The organism is Obesumbacterium proteus (assembly GCF_001586165.1).
In the GTDB taxonomy this organism is placed as follows: domain Bacteria; phylum Pseudomonadota; class Gammaproteobacteria; order Enterobacterales; family Enterobacteriaceae; genus Hafnia; species Hafnia protea.
In genome coordinates, this window is the sequence record NZ_CP014608.1 from 4,354,856 (window position 1) to 4,371,440 (window position 16,585).

General features: G+C 51.7%; 16 protein-coding genes. 11 read left to right on the forward strand and 5 right to left on the reverse strand.

Going from position 1 to position 16,585, the window contains the following annotated elements; genetic code table 11:
* Positions 1-12: 12 nt before the first annotated feature.
* Entirely contained in the window at positions 13-780 is a 768-nt protein-coding gene (locus DSM2777_RS20405; RefSeq protein ID WP_061555018.1) for a basic amino acid ABC transporter substrate-binding protein, read from the reverse strand.
* Between the two features lie 355 nt (positions 781-1,135).
* Between DSM2777_RS20405 and DSM2777_RS20410 the strand changes: the two genes are divergently transcribed.
* On the forward strand, positions 1,136-1,363 hold the full coding sequence (locus DSM2777_RS20410) for an HP1242/YdcH family protein (RefSeq protein WP_046449536.1): 228 nt from the start codon (positions 1,136-1,138) through the stop codon (positions 1,361-1,363).
* A gap of 130 nt (positions 1,364-1,493) precedes the next feature.
* Here DSM2777_RS20410 and eno read toward each other — a convergent pair whose 3' ends face one another.
* The 4 genes from eno to paaZ form a co-directional block, all read right to left on the reverse strand.
* Positions 1,494-2,798: a phosphopyruvate hydratase gene (gene eno / locus DSM2777_RS20415; RefSeq protein ID WP_025800559.1), complete on the reverse strand. Its 1,305-nt coding sequence runs from the start codon at positions 2,796-2,798 to the stop codon at positions 1,494-1,496.
* A gap of 83 nt (positions 2,799-2,881) precedes the next feature.
* On the reverse strand, positions 2,882-4,519 hold the full coding sequence (gene pyrG, locus DSM2777_RS20420; protein WP_025800558.1) for a glutamine hydrolyzing CTP synthase: 1,638 nt from the start codon (positions 4,517-4,519) through the stop codon (positions 2,882-2,884).
* Between the two features lie 309 nt (positions 4,520-4,828).
* On the reverse strand, positions 4,829-5,623 hold the full coding sequence (gene mazG, locus DSM2777_RS20425; protein WP_156088296.1) for a nucleoside triphosphate pyrophosphohydrolase: 795 nt from the start codon (positions 5,621-5,623) through the stop codon (positions 4,829-4,831).
* Positions 5,624-5,694: 71 nt separating this feature from the next.
* Positions 5,695-7,767 (reverse strand): phenylacetic acid degradation bifunctional protein PaaZ, encoded by a 2,073-nt coding sequence (gene paaZ, locus DSM2777_RS20430; RefSeq protein WP_061555020.1) that lies wholly within the window; start codon positions 7,765-7,767, stop codon positions 5,695-5,697.
* Between the two features lie 319 nt (positions 7,768-8,086).
* On the opposite strand from paaZ, the gene paaA reads away from it, so the two are divergent.
* From paaA to pcaF, 10 genes are read left to right on the forward strand one after another with little or no spacing between them, the layout of a single operon-like run.
* A complete protein-coding gene (gene paaA, locus DSM2777_RS20435) occupies positions 8,087-9,031 on the forward strand; it encodes a 1,2-phenylacetyl-CoA epoxidase subunit PaaA (protein WP_025800555.1) in 945 nt (314 codons plus the stop codon).
* Positions 9,032-9,045: 14 nt separating this feature from the next.
* On the forward strand, positions 9,046-9,333 hold the full coding sequence (gene paaB, locus DSM2777_RS20440) for a 1,2-phenylacetyl-CoA epoxidase subunit PaaB (protein ID WP_046459959.1): 288 nt from the start codon (positions 9,046-9,048) through the stop codon (positions 9,331-9,333).
* 8 nt (positions 9,334-9,341) lie between these two features.
* Positions 9,342-10,115, forward strand: coding sequence for a 1,2-phenylacetyl-CoA epoxidase subunit PaaC (gene paaC / locus DSM2777_RS20445; protein ID WP_061555021.1), 774 nt, complete (start codon positions 9,342-9,344; stop codon positions 10,113-10,115).
* 27 nt (positions 10,116-10,142) lie between these two features.
* On the forward strand, positions 10,143-10,652 hold the full coding sequence (gene paaD, locus DSM2777_RS20450; RefSeq protein WP_061555022.1) for a 1,2-phenylacetyl-CoA epoxidase subunit PaaD: 510 nt from the start codon (positions 10,143-10,145) through the stop codon (positions 10,650-10,652).
* A gap of 15 nt (positions 10,653-10,667) precedes the next feature.
* Positions 10,668-11,726 carry a 1,2-phenylacetyl-CoA epoxidase subunit PaaE gene (gene paaE / locus DSM2777_RS20455; protein ID WP_061555023.1) on the forward strand — a complete coding sequence of 353 codons (1,059 nt, stop codon included), beginning with the start codon at positions 10,668-10,670 and terminating at the stop codon, positions 11,724-11,726.
* Between the two features lie 9 nt (positions 11,727-11,735).
* Positions 11,736-12,509 (forward strand): 2,3-dehydroadipyl-CoA hydratase PaaF, encoded by a 774-nt coding sequence (gene paaF / locus DSM2777_RS20460; RefSeq protein WP_061555024.1) that lies wholly within the window; start codon positions 11,736-11,738, stop codon positions 12,507-12,509.
* Positions 12,510-12,513: 4 nt separating this feature from the next.
* Positions 12,514-13,314 (forward strand): 2-(1,2-epoxy-1,2-dihydrophenyl)acetyl-CoA isomerase PaaG, encoded by an 801-nt coding sequence (gene paaG / locus DSM2777_RS20465; protein WP_061555025.1) that lies wholly within the window; start codon positions 12,514-12,516, stop codon positions 13,312-13,314.
* Positions 13,315-13,316: 2 nt separating this feature from the next.
* Positions 13,317-14,861, forward strand: a complete 1,545-nt coding sequence (locus tag DSM2777_RS20470; RefSeq protein ID WP_061555026.1) for a 3-hydroxyacyl-CoA dehydrogenase — start codon at positions 13,317-13,319, stop codon at positions 14,859-14,861.
* On the forward strand, positions 14,861-15,310 hold the full coding sequence (gene paaI / locus DSM2777_RS20475; protein WP_061555027.1) for a hydroxyphenylacetyl-CoA thioesterase PaaI: 450 nt from the start codon (positions 14,861-14,863) through the stop codon (positions 15,308-15,310). The genes DSM2777_RS20470 and paaI overlap by 1 nt, the downstream gene beginning before the upstream one ends.
* Positions 15,307-16,512 (forward strand): 3-oxoadipyl-CoA thiolase, encoded by a 1,206-nt coding sequence (gene pcaF / locus DSM2777_RS20480; protein ID WP_046459952.1) that lies wholly within the window; start codon positions 15,307-15,309, stop codon positions 16,510-16,512. The genes paaI and pcaF overlap by 4 nt, the downstream gene beginning before the upstream one ends.
* The last annotated feature ends 73 nt before the right edge of the window (positions 16,513-16,585 follow it).

The following is a 16,585-nucleotide window of genomic DNA, read 5'->3' on the forward strand; positions in this document are numbered from 1 at the left end:
AACCCAAAGCGTTTACTTTTCAGGCAGCGTTGGAACGTTCGCGTCAAACCATTGGGTATAAATCTTGGCATAGGTCCCGTCGGCCACAATTTTCTTCAGGCCTGTATTAATTTTTTCGAGTAATTCTTGGTTGCCTTTTGCCACGGCGATACCAAAATACTGGCGTTCAAATTTGCTATCGGGAACCAGTTTGAATTCTTTCTCTGGGTGATTTTTGATGTAGTACTTCACCACGCCCACATCACCAACAGCCGCGCCTAAACCATCCTCATACAGCTCTTGCAGCATCAGCGGCGTATTATCGAAGCGTTTAATATCAGTGCTGTTTTTGCCTAATACCTCAGACACCACGATGTCGCCGGTGCTCGAATTCACCACCCCAACCTTCTGCCCTTTCAGCGCATTAACTGAGTCTACTTTTGAACCATTCGGCACCACGATAGACTGTTCAGCGGGGAAATAAGGCGCGGAGAAGTCCACCATCTGCTGGCGTTTTTCGGTAATGGTGATGCCAGAAATAATGATGTCACGATCGCCTGAATTCAGCGTGGCGAAAATGCCTTCCCACGGCGTATTAACCAGTTTGATATCAAACCCTTCGGCCTTGGCGACCGCTTTGATGATATCAATATCAAAACCTTCTAACTGTTTCTGGCTATTTTCAAACTCAAATGGACGATAGGTTCCACCAGAGCCTACGACGTAAGTTTGTTGCGCCGCGAAGCTGCTCCCCATCATTGCTGCCATAAAGCAGCCAGCCAATACCATTTTCTTCAACATGTCTTTTCCCCTGACGTTAGATATTTTATTTATGCAGTTTTAATGCATAAAAATACACAACAAAGCATACCAACTCAATACCATTGCGAATAAAATCTTACTATCAGCATAAAAATTCAATCTGGCATCACAATTAAGCATCAGTTGTTGCAGGAATTCAGTATTCCAGTGAGAGATCTTACAAAGACACGAAAAGACTATTTTTTATACGGAATTAAATAGCATGAGAGAGAGGAGAAGCGATGAAGAGAAAGACATAACTTTACGCTTTATCGAACATGTTGAGATATCGATTACAAAATAAACAGATTTTTTATGGCATAGTACTTCTAGGTTTTGACAAAAAGGAGTGCATATGTTCCCAGAGTATCGAGATCTTATCTCAAGACTGAAAACAGAAGACGTCCGTTTTGCCACGCTCTTTCATGAGCACAACCAGTTGGATCACACGATCCGAAGGGCTGAAAACCGGCCAGGAGCCCCATTTGATGAACAAATTGCAGGATTGAAACGAGAAAAGCTCAGACTGAAAGACGAGCTTTATCAAATCCTCCGTTCGTATGAAGATGAAGCAACAACCTGATAGTTGGTCAACTTGATAGTTTGCTACGTTGTTTTCTTCTGAATACAGAACACCGAATAAAAAAAACCCGCTCATGAGCGGGTTTTTTAATGAAGTCGTTTTTAATTAAAAAAACGTGCTCAGTAACGAATTACTGACCTTTAACTTCTTTCAGACCGTTGAATGGTGCTGGAGTGCCTTGTGCAGCCAGAGCTTCTTCGATACGAATCAGCTGGTTGTACTTAGCAACACGGTCAGAACGGCTCATAGAACCAGTTTTGATTTGGCCTGCAGCGGTACCAACAGCCAGGTCAGCGATGGTAGCATCTTCAGTTTCACCTGAACGGTGAGAGATAACTGCAGTGTAACCAGCGTCTTTAGCCATTTTGATTGCAGCCAGAGTTTCGGTCAGAGAACCGATCTGGTTGAATTTAATCAGGATGGAGTTAACGATACCTTTTTCGATACCTTCTTTCAGGATCTTGGTATTGGTTACGAACAGATCGTCACCAACCAGCTGGATTTTGTCGCCCAGTACTTTAGTCTGGTATGCGAAGCCATCCCAGTCAGATTCGTCCAGACCGTCTTCGATAGAAACGATTGGGTAATCTTTGGTCAGGTTTTCCAGGAAGTGGGTGAATTCTTCAGAGGTGAAAGCTTTGTTGCCTTCGCCAGCCAGAACGTATTTACCGTCTTTGTAGAATTCAGATGCTGCACAGTCCATAGCCAGAGTAACGTCTTTACCCAGCTCGTAGCCTGCTGCTTTAACCGCTTCAGCAATAACAGCCAGCGCTTCTGCGTTAGAACCCAGGTTTGGCGCGTAGCCACCTTCGTCACCAACAGCAGTGTTCATACCTTTAGACTTCAGAACTTTAGCCAGGTTGTGGAACACTTCAGAACCGATGCGAACCGCTTCTTTCAGAGTTTTAGCGCCAACAGGCTGGATCATGAACTCTTGGATATCAACGTTGTTGTCGGCATGTTCGCCGCCGTTGATGATGTTCATCATAGGCAGAGGCATAGAATATTTGCCTGGAGTGCCGTTCAGTTCAGCGATGTGCGCATACAGCGGCAGGCCTTTAGAGGCAGCAGCAGCTTTAGCAGCAGCCAGAGAAACAGCCAGAATAGCGTTAGCGCCAAACTTGGATTTGTTTTCTGTACCATCAAGATCGATCATGATCTTATCGATGTTAGCCTGGTCTTTCGCATCTTTACCCATAACCGCCTGAGCGATTGGGCCGTTTACAGCGGCAACGGCTTTCAGTACGCCTTTACCCATGAAACGGGATTTGTCACCGTCACGCAGTTCCAGCGCTTCACGGGAACCAGTTGAAGCACCTGATGGTGCAGCAGCCATACCTACAAAGCCGCCTTCCAGATGAACTTCAGCTTCTACAGTTGGGTTTCCGCGTGAGTCGATGATTTCGCGACCAATGACTTTAACGATTTTGGACATTAGGTTTTCCTCGATACAAGTTAAACTAAAAACTCCAGACGACAGGCGCGAAACCAATGCTTCGCGCCTACCAGTATATTCACTTATTTTGCCTGACGCTTCTGGTACTCACCGGCCGCTTTCACAAAACCAGCGAACAACGGATGTCCATCACGCGGCGTAGAAGTAAACTCTGGGTGGAACTGAGAGGCTACAAACCATGGGTGGTTTGGCAACTCAATGATTTCCACCAGCTTGTTATCCGCAGAACGGCCGGTCACACGTAGACCCGCGGCTTCAATCTGCTTCAACAGCATGTTGTTTACTTCATAGCGATGGCGATGACGTTCAACGATAGTTGGTGAACCGTACATCTGACGAACCAAACTTCCGTCGGCCAGATTACATTGTTGTCCACCTAAACGCATCGTGCCACCTAGGTCGCTTTCTTCTGTACGTACTTCTACGTTGCCTTCTTCGTCACGCCATTCTGAAATCAGCGCAACCACTGGATATTTGCAGTCTGGTACAAACTCGGTTGAGTTCGCATCAGCCATGCCTGCCACGTTACGGGCAAACTCCATCAGAGCAACCTGCATACCCAAGCAAATGCCCAGATATGGAATATTATTTTCACGCGCATAGCGTGCGGTAGCGATTTTGCCTTCGATACCACGGTAGCCAAAGCCGCCCGGTACCAAAATCGCATCCAGACCTTTCAGCAGTTCAACGCCTTTAGTCTCTACGTCTTGTGAATCGATAAGCTTGATGTTCACAGTGACACGATTTTTCAGGCCGCCGTGCTTCAACGCTTCGATTACAGACTTATAAGCATCCGGTAATTCGATGTATTTACCGACCATACCGATGGTCACTTCACCACCAGGATTGGCTTCTTCGTAAATCACCTGTTCCCATTCTGCCAGATTTGCTTCAGGACAGTTTAAGCTGAATCGTTTACAAATGTAATCATCAAGTCCCTGAGATTTCAAGAGGCCTGGAATTTTATAAATAGAATCAACGTCCTTCAGAGAAATAACAGCTTTCTCAGGAACATTACAGAATAGCGCAATTTTTGCGCGCTCATTCGCAGGAACAGCGCGATCTGAACGGCAGATCAGCACATCAGGCTGAATACCGATAGACAGAAGCTCTTTTACAGAGTGCTGAGTAGGCTTAGTTTTCACTTCGCCAGCCGCCGCCAGATACGGCACCAAAGTCAGGTGCATATACATGGTGTGCTCGCGACCCACTTCTACCGCCATTTGGCGAATAGCTTCGAGGAATGGCAAGGATTCGATATCACCGACGGTACCGCCGATTTCAACCAGAACCACATCGTGACCTTCGCCACCTTCAAGGATGCGCTCTTTGATTGCATTAGTGATATGAGGAATAACCTGAACGGTAGCGCCCAGATAATCGCCACGACGCTCTTTACGCAGCACATCGGAATAGATGCGGCCAGTGGTAAAGTTATTGCGGCGGGACATTTTGGTACGGATGAAACGCTCGTAATGACCTAAATCCAGATCGGTTTCTGCGCCGTCTTCGGTGACGAAAACTTCTCCGTGCTGGATAGGGCTCATCGTGCCCGGATCGACGTTGATGTACGGATCCAGTTTCATCATGCTTACGTTGAGGCCACGGGCTTCAAGAATAGCCGCCAGGGAGGCTGCGGCAATGCCTTTACCCAGAGAGGATACAACCCCGCCGGTCACAAAAATATAATTAGTTGTCATGCTGAACCTGAGAGTTAGGTTTAAAGACGATGGAAGAACCAAGACGGGACAGTAGTATACCCGAACCTTTCATTTGCCACAAACGATCTCAGTGCCTAAGTCACATTTGTTTAGGGTAAAAGGTATGACTAAATTCATTTAATCTTTAAATTACAATTAGATAAAAATTTCATTGGTAAAAAAAACCTATAAACCAACGATAGGTGGTGAAATTTGTTAAAACGGATGATAACTCGAGACAAAAGGGTCTGGCGCAATACCGCCAAACCCAGTTAATTGGTGTCAGGATTTAGTTTAAAAATGCCGGCTTTATTGCCCTTCAGCCTTTTTCACCTGCTGCCAATGCGCTTCCATTTCATCAAGCGTGGCCTCTTCCATGGTTTTTCCGGAGGCGCGCACCGCATCTTCAACTGCACGGAAGCGACGTTCGAATTTGCGGTTGGCTGCTTGTAGAGCGTTTTCGGCTTTATGGCCTAAGTGACGCGATAAATTCACCGTTGCAAACAGCAGATCGCCAATTTCTTCGCCTAGCTTCTCCTCATCCACCACGGCCTGCTGCGCCTCATCCATCACTTCATCGATCTCCTCATACACCTTGCCTAACACCGGACCAAGCGTATCCCAATCGAATCCTACTGCCGCGCAGCGTTTCTGGATTTTATAAGCCTTCATCAGCGCAGGCAGCGCATTCGGAATATCGTCCATTGATGAACTGAGATCTTTTTCAGCACGTTCCTGCGCCTTACGCTGCTCCCAGCGTGCTAGCGATGCTTCGGCACTTTCCGTGTGCTCAGCGGCAAAAACATGCGGATGACGGCGTTCTAACTTATCGCTGATGGCATTACACACATCGTCAAAGTTAAACAACCCTTGTTCCTGCCCCATCTGCGCATAAAACACCACTTGAAATAACAGGTCGCCTAGCTCTTCGCGTAAGTCACTGAAATCTTCACGCTGAATCGCGTCAAGCACCTCATAAGTTTCTTCCAGCGTATAGGGCGCAATCGTGGAGAAAGTCTGCTTCTGATCCCACGGGCAGCCGCGTTCCGGGTCGCGCAGGGTTTGCATGATGTTCAGCAGGCGTTGCATTGGGGAGGAAGTCATAGTGCAGCTCTCAGAGATAAAAAATAACCGCCGCAGAATGCGGCGGTTTCTGTGCTGACTATCTTACGGATTTAAGCCGCAGGGATAAAGTCACCGTTTTGGCGCGTCACCAGCGTCAGAATGCTGTACAGCGCCACCGGCTGCTGATGCTGATTGAGCACCTGCACATCCCACACCACTACGCCATGCGGTTTATCCTCGGCGGTTTTCTGAGCTTTTTTGATTTTTTTCTTACAGGTTAAGCGAACCTGAATGGTATCGCCGATTTTCACCGGTTCGATAAAGCGCAGATTTTCCATGCCATAGTTGGCGATCACCGGCCCTACACCCGGATCGACAAACAGGCCTGCCGCCGCTGACACCACAAAATAACCATGCGCCACGCGCTCACCAAACAAGGATTCCGCCGCGCCAATTTTATCCATATGGGCATAGAAATGGTCACCGCTCAGGCAGCCAAAATTCACAATATCCGCTTCGGTGATCGTGCGACGTGCGGTCAGCAGGCTTTCACCAATCGCCAACTGTTCGAAATATTTTCGGAATGGATGAACCTGTTCTTCCACCACATCAGCACCGCGTACCCATTCGCGACCAATCGCCGCCAGCATCGTTGGGCTTCCTTGAATCGCGGTGCGCTGCATGTAGTGTTTTACCGCACGTAAGCCCCCCAGCTCTTCACCACCACCGGCTCGCCCTGGGCCACCATGTACCAACATGGGCAACGGCGAACCATGGCCGGTTGATTCTACGGCCGCATGGCGATCCAAAATCAGCATGCGCCCATGAGCACACGCCGTTGCGCGGATAATTTTTGCCGCAATCTGCTCATCCGCAGTCACCAGCGACCCTGCTAAACTCCCCTGCCCCAGCAACGCTAATTCAACCGCTTGCTCTGCATTTTGATACGGCATCAGCGTCGCAACGGGCCCGAATGCTTCAGTGCCATGCACGGCCTGATGCGTGAAAGGATCGGCACAGTAAAGCAGCGTCGGAGGATAAAATGCGCCGTTTTCAGCACCGTTTCCGGTTAATTGCAGCGCCGAAAGCGAGCCACCGCACAAAGGTTCACAGCCGTTGCGCAGCAGATAATCAACTTTTTGCTGTACGTCATCACGCTGCTCAAGATTGACCAATGCGCCCATACGCACATCGGGATGCGCTGGGTCGCCCACCGTGACACCGCCCAGACGTTTAAGCAACGCTTGTTGAACGGCGTCCATTTGCGCTGCGGGCACAATGACACGACGAATAGCGGTACACTTTTGCCCCGCTTTTGTGGTCATTTCTCGCACCACTTCTTTGATGAAAATCGCGAACTCAGGCATCTCAGGCGTAACATCTTCGCCTAAAATGCAGCAGTTGAGCGAGTCGGCCTCCATAGTAAAAGCGATGGATTTTTGTAATAAACGGGGATGTGAACGCAGCTTCTGGCCAGTTTGGGCAGAACCGGTGAAAGTCACCGCGTCCTGATAGTCCAAGTGCTCAAAGATATCGCCGACGCCGCCGCAGATAAGCTGCAACGCCCCTTCGGGCACCAATCCACTCTCAATAATCAGTTTAACCATAGCCTGAGTGAGCTGCGCCGACGCTGTTGCCGGCTTGATGATCGCAGGCATCCCCGCCAACCATGTTGGTGCCAGTTTTTCCAGCATTCCCCAGCAAGGGAAGTTAAACGCGTTGATGTGCAGCGCAACGCCGGGACGAGACGTTATGACATGACGAGCGGCAAACTGTGATTGCTTGGAGAGAGGAATTAATTCGTCTTCAGGCCAAAGGGTATCGTCGGGAAGCTCACGCCCAGCCAAGCCTGCATAGGCAAACAGCGTCGCAATACCGCCTTCAATATCCACCCAACCATCACCGCGCGTGGCTCCGGTTTCAGCCGAAATCTGATACAGCGATTCTTTGTGAGCCAGCAGGTGCTTGGCTACCGCTTTCATCATTTGCGCTCGCTGTTGGAACGTCATCGCGGCCAACGCTTTGCCGCCGTGCTGACGCGCATAGTCCAAGCTTTCAGCCAGCGGTAAACCATCTGAACACACCTGATACAGCGCTTCGCCGCTCACAGCGTGGTGGATCGCTCGCTCTTTGCCCTGCCCATATGCCCAGACACCTGAAATATAACTAGTTAACTGCTGCATCCTACCCTCCAAGCTTCACTTTATGACTAAATATTTAGCCAAGGTGTATCACATTATTTTAGGTATTCGCCACTCATTAATTTAACAAAATAGAAACACATCGCATTTTAAAAAAGCATCCATCAAGCTTGGCAAATCTTTACAACAAATCAACTTACTGTTTTTAAACAGTTAAAAATAAAATCCTGTGACCTGTACGACAAATGCGCACAATAAGTGTTTGATCTTTTTGTTATCAGAATGTAGCTTTTTAGTTATTGAAAGTGATTCACAATTTAAATTAAAACTTAAAACATTCGAATCATTAAGTGAGGAAGCAATGACCCAAAACGCTCAACATCAGGCGCTCTTCGAGGCAAAAATTGCCGCAGATACGTCGATAGAAGCCAAAGACTGGATGCCAGATGCCTACCGGCAAAACCTCATCCGTCAAATTGGTCAGCATGCGCATTCAGAAGTCATCGGGATGCTACCAGAAGCCAACTGGATCACTCGAGCACCCAGCCTGCGCCGCAAAGCCGTGCTGCTAGCGAAAGTGCAGGATGAAGCAGGACATGGTTTGTATCTGTACAGCGCTGCGGAAACGCTGGGCTGTTCACGCCAAGACATCTACCAAAAGATGCTCGACGGCAAAATGAAATACTCCTCGATCTTCAATTACCCAACACCGAGCTGGGCTGACGTTGGCGTCATCGGCTGGTTGGTTGACGGTGCCGCTATCGTTAACCAAGTGGCTTTGTGCCGTGCCTCCTATGGCCCCTACGCTCGCGCCATGATCAAAGTCTGTAAGGAAGAAAGTTTCCATCAGCGTCAAGGCTATGAGGCCGTTACGGTGCTGGCTAACGGCACCGCGGAGCAACGCGCCATGCTGCAAGATTCCATCAACCGTTTCTGGTGGCCGGTGCTGATGATGTTCGGCCCTAACGACAGCGATTCCCCACACAGCGCACAAAGCATGGCTTGGAAAATCAAACGCCATAGCAATGACGAGCTGCGCCAGAAGTTTGTTGATAACACGGTGCCGCAGTTAGAAGCGCTTGGCATGACTGCGCCTGACAAAGATTTGGTATGGGACGAAGCCACCGGACATTACCGCTTTGGCGAAATCGACTGGAGCGAGTTTTATCAAGTTCTCAAAGGCCAAGGCCTCTGCAACCACGAGCGCCTGAGTGCTAAACGCCGCGCTTGGGAAGAAGGCAGTTGGGTACGTGATGCCGCAATGGCCCACGCAGAAAAATCTGCCACCAACGCCACCGCGGCATAAACAAGGAAATCCAAATGACTCAAGCACACTGGCCACTTTACGAAGTTTTTGTTCGTAGCAAACAAGGATTAGCCCACCGCCACGTTGGCAGCCTTCATGCCGCAGACGATCAAATGGCATTGGAAAACGCGCGCGATGCTTACACTCGCCGCAACGAAGGCTGTTCAATCTGGGTGGTGAAATCGGAATATTTAGTGGCATCGCAGCCGGAAGATCGCGCCGCATTCTTTGATCCGTCAGACGATAAGGTCTACCGCCACCCGACGTTTTACACCATTCCTGACGGCATCAAGAACATGTGAGGCAACTGATGACAACGTTAAATCAAGACCTCATCCAATACGTACTGCGCCAAGCCGATACGCCGCTCATTTTAGCCCAGCGCCTGTGTGCCTGGTGCAGCCATGCGCCTGAGCTAGAAATCGACCTCGCGCTCTCAAACATCGGGCTGGATCTGCTCGGGCAGGCACGCAACTTCTACAGCTACGCCGCCGAATTATCTGGTGAGCTATCCGGTGAGAACGTCGACGAAGATAGCTTGGCATTTGGGCGTGACGATCTGGCGTTCTGCAATCTGCTTTTGGCTGAACAGCCGAACGGCGGTTTCAACGACACCTTGGTGCGTCAGTTTTTCCTCGATACCTATCATTTTCTGCTGCACCAAGGCTTAAGCCAAAGCAGCGATCCACAGCTAGCCGCTATCGGTGCCAAATCACTGAAAGAGGCTGAATACCACCTACGTTTCAGCCGTGGCTGGATGATCCGCCTCGGTGACGGCACCGAACTAAGCCAGAAAAAAATGCAGCAGGCGATCAACGATCTGTGGCGTTTCACCGGCGAACTGTTCCACAGCGATGACGTTGAACGTTGTCTTGCGGAGCAAGGTATCGCCGTCAATCCTGAAAGCCTTCAGGCTCCGTGGCTGCAAATCGTGCAGCAGGTTCTGCAAGAAGCCACCTTACAGCTTCCTGAAGAAGAGGCTTACCGCCACGGCGGAAAACAGGGCAAACACACGGAACATCTTGGATTCATGCTGGCAGAAATGCAGTTTCTACAGCGCGCTTATCCGGGCTGTCGCTGGTAACGCTGCAACGGGGAACAGGAGAAGATCATGGAACAACGTCAACCACTCAATAGCCTGTTAACGCCAGAGATCCATCAGATCTGGCAATGCCTGCATGAGATTAGCGATCCTGAATTGCCAGTGCTCTCGATCACCGATCTTGGCATGGTGCGCGGCGTTTCCCCTCTGAAAAACGGCTGGCTGGTCACGTTTACCCCCACCTACTCCGGCTGCCCTGCAACGGAGTTTCTCATCGACGCGATTCAAACCACGCTAACCGCCGCTGGCTTTTCCCCGATCAAAGTCGAAATCCGGCTCAGTCCGGCATGGACAACCGACTGGATGAATGCCGAAGCCAAAAAGCGTCTGCGTGAATACGGCGTTGCGCCTCCGCAAGGGCTGGCCTGTGAAAAACCGCTTTCCTCCGGCGCGGTGCAGTGCCCGCAATGCGGCAGCCATGAAACTCAGAAGATCAGCGAATTTGGCTCCACCGCCTGTAAAGCGTTGTACCGCTGCAAGCAGTGTCTTGAGCCTTTCGATTACTTCAAATGCATTTAAGAGGCCGCGAGAAAAATGACCGTATTTCACCGTTTAAGTATTGCCGCCATTGAGCGGGAAACCCCAGAGGCCGTAGCGATTACGCTGAGAGTGCCCGACGAGTTAAAAACGCATTATCGTTATAAGCCGGGGCAGCATCTCACGCTCAAGGCAAACGTTAACGGCGAAGAACTGCGTCGCTGTTACTCCATTTGCAGCTCGCCACAGGATGGCGTGCTACAGATTGGCGTGAAAGCTATCCATCAAGGGCGCTTTTCTTCCTTCGTCAATCAGCAGCTCAACGTGGGCGATGCGCTAGAAGTGATGTTGCCACAGGGGCGCTTTGGCTATCAGCCTACTGCCGAACGCCAAGGCAACTATCTGGCTATCGCGGCAGGTTCGGGCATCACCCCGATGCTCTCGATCATTAAAACCACGCTGCTTCTGGAGCCGAAAAGCGAATTCACCCTGATCTACGGCAATCGCACCAGTCGCTCCATCATGTTTAAAGAAGCGCTGTGCGATCTCAAAAATCGCTTCCCACAGCGTTTGCAAATTCTCTATCTGTTTAGCCAAGAAAGCTTGGACAGTCCGCTGCTTAATGGCCGTATCGACAGCGAACGTTTAAGCCTGATGGGCAAATCACTGTTGGATTTCACCACGTTCGATCAAGCGTTTATCTGCGGCCCTGAAAGCATGATGGACGATGCCCACACCACGCTCGAGGCCGCGGGAATGGCCGCGGAAAATATTCATAGTGAACGCTTTAACACCGCCGGTATCAGCGTGCGCCCTGCGAATATGACCGAGCGAGAGCAAACCATGGTGGAAATCCAATTGGATGGCCGCCGCGTGAATATCGCCATGAGCGCACAGGATGACAGCATTCTGGACGCGGCGCTGCGCCAAGGTGCCGATTTACCCTATGCCTGCAAAGGCGGCGTATGCGCTACCTGCAAATGCAAACTCAAATCTGGCGAAGTGGAAATGGGGGTCAATTACAGCCTAGAACCCGATCAGCTCGCAGCCGGTTATATCCTCAGTTGCCAGTCGTGGCCGAAAGGCGACGGCGTAGTGCTCGACTTCGACGTCTAAGGAAATCCCATGAGCAACGACTGGATTTTACGCCACCAGCAACAGCGGGTTTTAACCCTAACGCTGAATCGCCCTGATGCACGTAACGCCCTAAGCACCGCCTGTTTAGAGCTGTTAGTCAGTCATTTAGAAAATGCCGATAGCGATGACAGCATTGGTGCCGTGGTGATCACCGGTTCCTCGCGCTGCTTTGCCGCCGGTGCCGATTTACGCGAGCTCCAGCAGCAAAAGGTGGCAGACGCCATTGTCGACCGCCGCCCACAGGTATGGCAGCGCTTCAATGCCATCAGCAAACCGATTATCGCCGCCGTCAATGGCTACGCGCTTGGTGCGGGCTGCGAGCTAGCGCTGGCCTGCGACATCGTGGTGAGCGGCGAAAATGCGCGCTTCGGGCTGCCTGAAATCACCCTAGGGTTGATACCCGGCGCTGGAGGCACCCAACGTTTACTGCGCAACGTCGGGAAATCTCTCGCCTCGCAGATGGTGCTGACCGGCGAGCCGATTAACGCGCAGCAGGCGCGAGATGCCCAGCTCATCAGTGAAATCTGCGTTACCGAACTGACGCTGGAACGCGCCCAGCAAATTGCCACGCGCATTAGCCAGCAATCACCGCTCGCGCTGCGTGCGGCGAAATCGGCGCTTAAGGCCGCGCAGGAAACCACGCTTTCACAGGGATTAAATCTGGAGCGCCAGCATTTTGTCTCATTAGCGGGGACTGACGATCGCGCAGAAGGCATTGCCGCCTTTTTTGAAAAACGTTCACCTGAATTTAAAGGACGCTAATCCTATGACTTCCTCTGATGAAAACATGGTACTTACCCACATTGAGGCTGGCGTTCTGACTATCACGCTCAATCGCCCCGACCGCTTAAACAGCTTCAATGACGAAATGCACCGCCAGCTTAGCGAAGCATTAAAAATTGCCGAACGCGATGAGGCCGTGCGCTGTGTTTTGTTCACCGGCGCAGGTCGCGGCTTCTGTGCCGGACAAGATCTGAACGATCGTAACGTCAGCGTTGAGCAAGCGGCTCCCGATCTTGGGCTGTCCGTAGAGCGTTTCTATAACCCGCTGATCCGCCGTATGACCGCCCTACCAAAACCGATCGTTTGCGCAGTGAACGGCGTTGCCGCCGGTGCCGGTGCCGCCATTGCTTTAGCCTGTGACATTGTGATCGCCAGCGCTAACGCCAGTTTTATTCAGTCATTTTGTCGTTTAGGTCTGGTACCAGACTCCGGCGGCAGCTGGTTCTTGCCCCGCTTAGCCGGTCATGCACGCGCCATGGGAATGGCGTTGTTGGGCGATAAGATCAGCGCTCAGCAGGCGTTGGAATGGGGCATGATTTGGCAAGTTGTTGAGCCAGAAATACTCGCAGCACGCACACAAGAACTCGCTCAGCACCTCGCGACCCAGCCGACCTATGGCTTGGGCTTAATTAAAAAAGCGATGTACAGCGCTGCAACCAACACGCTCGACCAACAGCTGGATCTTGAACGCGATCTACAACGCCTCGGCGGCCGTAGCGAAGACTACCGCGAAGGCGTGAGTGCGTTCTTCCAGAAACGTCAGCCTGAATTTAAGGGGAAATAATCATGCCTTCTCCTTTGCTACAAGGCTCTGTTGGCGTGATTGGCGCAGGAACAATGGGTATTGGTATTGCGCAGGTTGCCGCCAGCGCAGGACATGATGTGATGCTGTTTGACGTTAACGCCGAAGCTTCGTCGCGTGCGTTAAGCGCTTTACATCAACGCCTGCAACAGCGTGTGGACGCAGGTAAAGCAGATGCGGATTTCACGCAACAGCTTTTAGCGCGTATTCAAATTGCCACTGCGCTCACCGAGCTGGCTTCTTGTACTTTGGTGATCGAAGCGATCGCCGAGCGTTTAGAGATCAAACAGAGCCTGTTTCGCGATCTGGAAGCCATTTGTTCGCCACAAACGTTGTTTGCCAGCAATACCTCTTCGCTATCGATTACCGCCATTGCCAGCGCGCTGAAACACCCGCAGCGTATGGCTGGATTACATTTTTTCAATCCCGCGCCGGTGATGAAGCTGGTCGAAATTGTACGTGGTTTAGAAACCGATGCCGATACGCTCAATGCGCTACGAGAACTGGCCGTGGCATGGAAAAAACAGCCTGTCGTTTGTCGTTCGACGCCTGGCTTTATCGTTAACCGCGTTGCGCGTCCTTTCTACGCCGAAACCCTGAGGGCGTTAGAAGAGCAGATAGCGACACCGGCCACGCTGGATGCCGTGTTGCGCGATGCGGGCGGCTTTGCGATGGGGCCGTTGCAGCTAACCGATTTAATTGGCCACGACGTGAACTATGCGGTAACGGAATCGGTGTTTTATGCCTTTGGCTCTGATCCTCGCTTTCAACCCTCGTTAGTGCAGAAAGAGCTGGTGGAGGCGGGGCATTTAGGTCGCAAAAGTGGCCGTGGTTTTTATCGCTACCGGAGCGATATTCAACCGGTTCCCCCTGAGTTTGCACCGACTGAAACTGGCGCAATGCCGCAACGAATTAGCGCCCATGGGCGTTGGTCAGCGCTGCCTGAATTTGCTGCGCTGTTGCAACAAAATGGGATCGCGATTGAAGAACTCAAAGAGAGCACCGAATCGTCTCCGTTTTTACGCCTCGATGAAGTTACACTTATGTTAACGAATGGTAAATTATCATCACAAGTCGCCGCAGAAACGAGAACGCCCGTGGTTCAGTTCGATCTTTCAGTGAATCATCAACAGGCTTCGGCCATCGCTATTAGCGCGGCTAGCTGTAATAGCGCAGCGCAAACGGCGTTAGTCATTCGCTTCCTGCAATCCTTAGGCAAAAACGTCATTGTTCTTCCTGATTATCCTGCGCTGTTAACCCTGCGCACGGTTGCCATGTTGTGCAACGAAGCGCTCGACGTGGTGAACAAAGGGATCGCCAGTGCCAAAGACACCGATTTAGCGATGCGTCTGGGCGTGAATTATCCCGCAGGCCCGTTAGCTTGGGGCAACCAGCTCGGCTGGCAGCATATTCTCACCACGCTCGAAAACCTTAATCACTTCTATGCCGACACCCGCTATCGCCCAGCGCCGCTATTGCGCCAACTGGCGGCTGGCTATGTTTCGCTTGCCACTCAGGAGCCTCATTGATGAACGCTTCATCGCCTACTCATCTAGCACAACGCTGCGCCGAGCAGATGTTTGCTCAAGATACCTGCGCGCAGTCCATGGGAATGACCATCGACCGCGTTGATAGCGGTTTCGCTCAGGTCAGCATGACTATCGCCCCCAATATGCTTAACGGGCACCAAACCTGTCACGGCGGGCAACTTTTTAGCCTCGCCGATACTGCGTTTGCCTATGCCTGCAACAGCCAAGGATTAGCCGCCGTGGCTTCTGGCTGTTCCATTGATTTTATCCGCCCCGGATTTAGCGGCGATCGTCTCACTGCCAGTGCAGAAGTGCGCCATCAGGGCAAGAAAACCGGTCTATACGACGTTGAGATCACTAACCAAGATGGCAAAACCGTCGCATGGTTCCGCGGCCGTGCGCACCGTCTTGGTCATTCCCTTTTAGAACAGCAAGGAGAGCAGCCATGAATCACGCTTTTATCTGCGACGGCGTTCGCACCCCCATTGGCCGCTATGCCGGTGCATTAGCCAGCCTGCGCGCCGATGATTTGGCCGCTATTCCATTGCAAGCCTTAATGGCTCGTTATCCAGCGCTGGACTGGGAACGCGTTGATGATGTGATCCTCGGCTGCGCCAATCAGGCGGGAGAAGACAACCGTAACGTAGCCCGTATGGCGGCGTTATTGGCGGGATTACCACAAACCGTTTCGGGCACCACCATCAATCGCCTGTGCGGCTCTGGTTTAGATGCGCTGGCCTTTGCTGCTCGCAGCATTAAAGCCGGTGACGCTCAGCTGATGTTGGCCGGTGGCGCGGAATCCATGACGCGTGCTCCGCTGGTGATGGGCAAAGCCGACAGCGCTTTCAGCCGTCAGGCACAAATATTCGATACCACTATCGGCTGGCGCTTTGTTAATCCGCTCATGCAGGGGGCTTTTGGCACCGACTCCATGCCGGAAACCGCCGAAAACGTAGCCGCCCAGTTCAATATCAGCCGCGCCGATCAGGATGCCTTTGCACTACGCAGCCAGCAGCGTACCGCGAAAGCGCAGGCTTCAGGCGTGCTAGGGCAAGAAATTGTGCCGGTCGTTTTAAAAGGGAAAAAAGGGGCGGAGATCCGCGTGACGCAGGATGAGCATCCTCGTCCAGAAACCACGTTGGAGCAATTGCAAAACCTGAAAACGCCTTTCCGTATGCCGGGCAGCGTAACGGCCGGAAATGCCTCGGGCGTTAACGACGGCGCTGCCGCACTGATCGTGGCATCCGAAGCACTGGCTATCGCGCAGGGACTGACACCAAGAGCGCGTATTGTCGCCACCGCCACCTGCGGCGTTGAACCACGCATTATGGGGATCGGCCCGCTTCCGGCAACGCGCAAAGTGTTGGAACTGGCCGGTTTAAGCCTGAACCAAATGGACGTCATTGAGCTGAACGAAGCCTTTGCGGCGCAGTCTCTGGCCGTGATGCGTCAGCTTGGCCTTCCTGACGATGCCGAACACGTGAACCCAAACGGCGGTGCCATTGCGCTCGGTCATCCACTCGGCATGAGCGGTGCACGTTTGGCATTGGCAGCCACTTTTGAACTGGAACGGCGCGGCGGGCGCTACGCACTTTGCACCATGTGCATCGGCGTAGGGCAAGGCATCGCCATGATTATCGAGCGTGTCTGATCCCTCCGCCTCTGTCCCTACAAACCAGAGCCTGTGAGCGCGATTCAAATACTAAGAAAAATATTATCAGGAA

Bases quoted from the DNA above. Each gene is read 5' to 3' on its own strand.
- paaA (WP_025800555.1), top strand. From the start codon at position 8,087: ATGACCCAAAACGCTCAACATCAGGCGCTCTTCGAGGCAAAAATTGCC.
- paaC (WP_061555021.1), top strand. From the start codon at position 9,342: ATGACAACGTTAAATCAAGACCTCATCCAATACGTACTGCGCCAAGCC.
- paaF (WP_061555024.1), top strand. From the start codon at position 11,736: ATGAGCAACGACTGGATTTTACGCCACCAGCAACAGCGGGTTTTAACC.
- paaE (WP_061555023.1), top strand. From the start codon at position 10,668: ATGACCGTATTTCACCGTTTAAGTATTGCCGCCATTGAGCGGGAAACC.
- DSM2777_RS20405 (WP_061555018.1), bottom strand. From the start codon at position 780: ATGTTGAAGAAAATGGTATTGGCTGGCTGCTTTATGGCAGCAATGATG.
- paaI (WP_061555027.1), top strand. From the start codon at position 14,861: ATGAACGCTTCATCGCCTACTCATCTAGCACAACGCTGCGCCGAGCAG.
- DSM2777_RS20470 (WP_061555026.1), top strand. From the start codon at position 13,317: ATGCCTTCTCCTTTGCTACAAGGCTCTGTTGGCGTGATTGGCGCAGGA.
- pcaF (WP_046459952.1), top strand. From the start codon at position 15,307: ATGAATCACGCTTTTATCTGCGACGGCGTTCGCACCCCCATTGGCCGC.
- mazG (WP_156088296.1), bottom strand. From the start codon at position 5,623: ATGACTTCCTCCCCAATGCAACGCCTGCTGAACATCATGCAAACCCTG.
- paaD (WP_061555022.1), top strand. From the start codon at position 10,143: ATGGAACAACGTCAACCACTCAATAGCCTGTTAACGCCAGAGATCCAT.
- pyrG (WP_025800558.1), bottom strand. From the start codon at position 4,519: ATGACAACTAATTATATTTTTGTGACCGGCGGGGTTGTATCCTCTCTG.
- paaZ (WP_061555020.1), bottom strand. From the start codon at position 7,767: ATGCAGCAGTTAACTAGTTATATTTCAGGTGTCTGGGCATATGGGCAG.
- eno (WP_025800559.1), bottom strand. From the start codon at position 2,798: ATGTCCAAAATCGTTAAAGTCATTGGTCGCGAAATCATCGACTCACGC.
- DSM2777_RS20410 (WP_046449536.1), top strand. From the start codon at position 1,136: ATGTTCCCAGAGTATCGAGATCTTATCTCAAGACTGAAAACAGAAGAC.
- paaB (WP_046459959.1), top strand. From the start codon at position 9,046: ATGACTCAAGCACACTGGCCACTTTACGAAGTTTTTGTTCGTAGCAAA.
- paaG (WP_061555025.1), top strand. From the start codon at position 12,514: ATGACTTCCTCTGATGAAAACATGGTACTTACCCACATTGAGGCTGGC.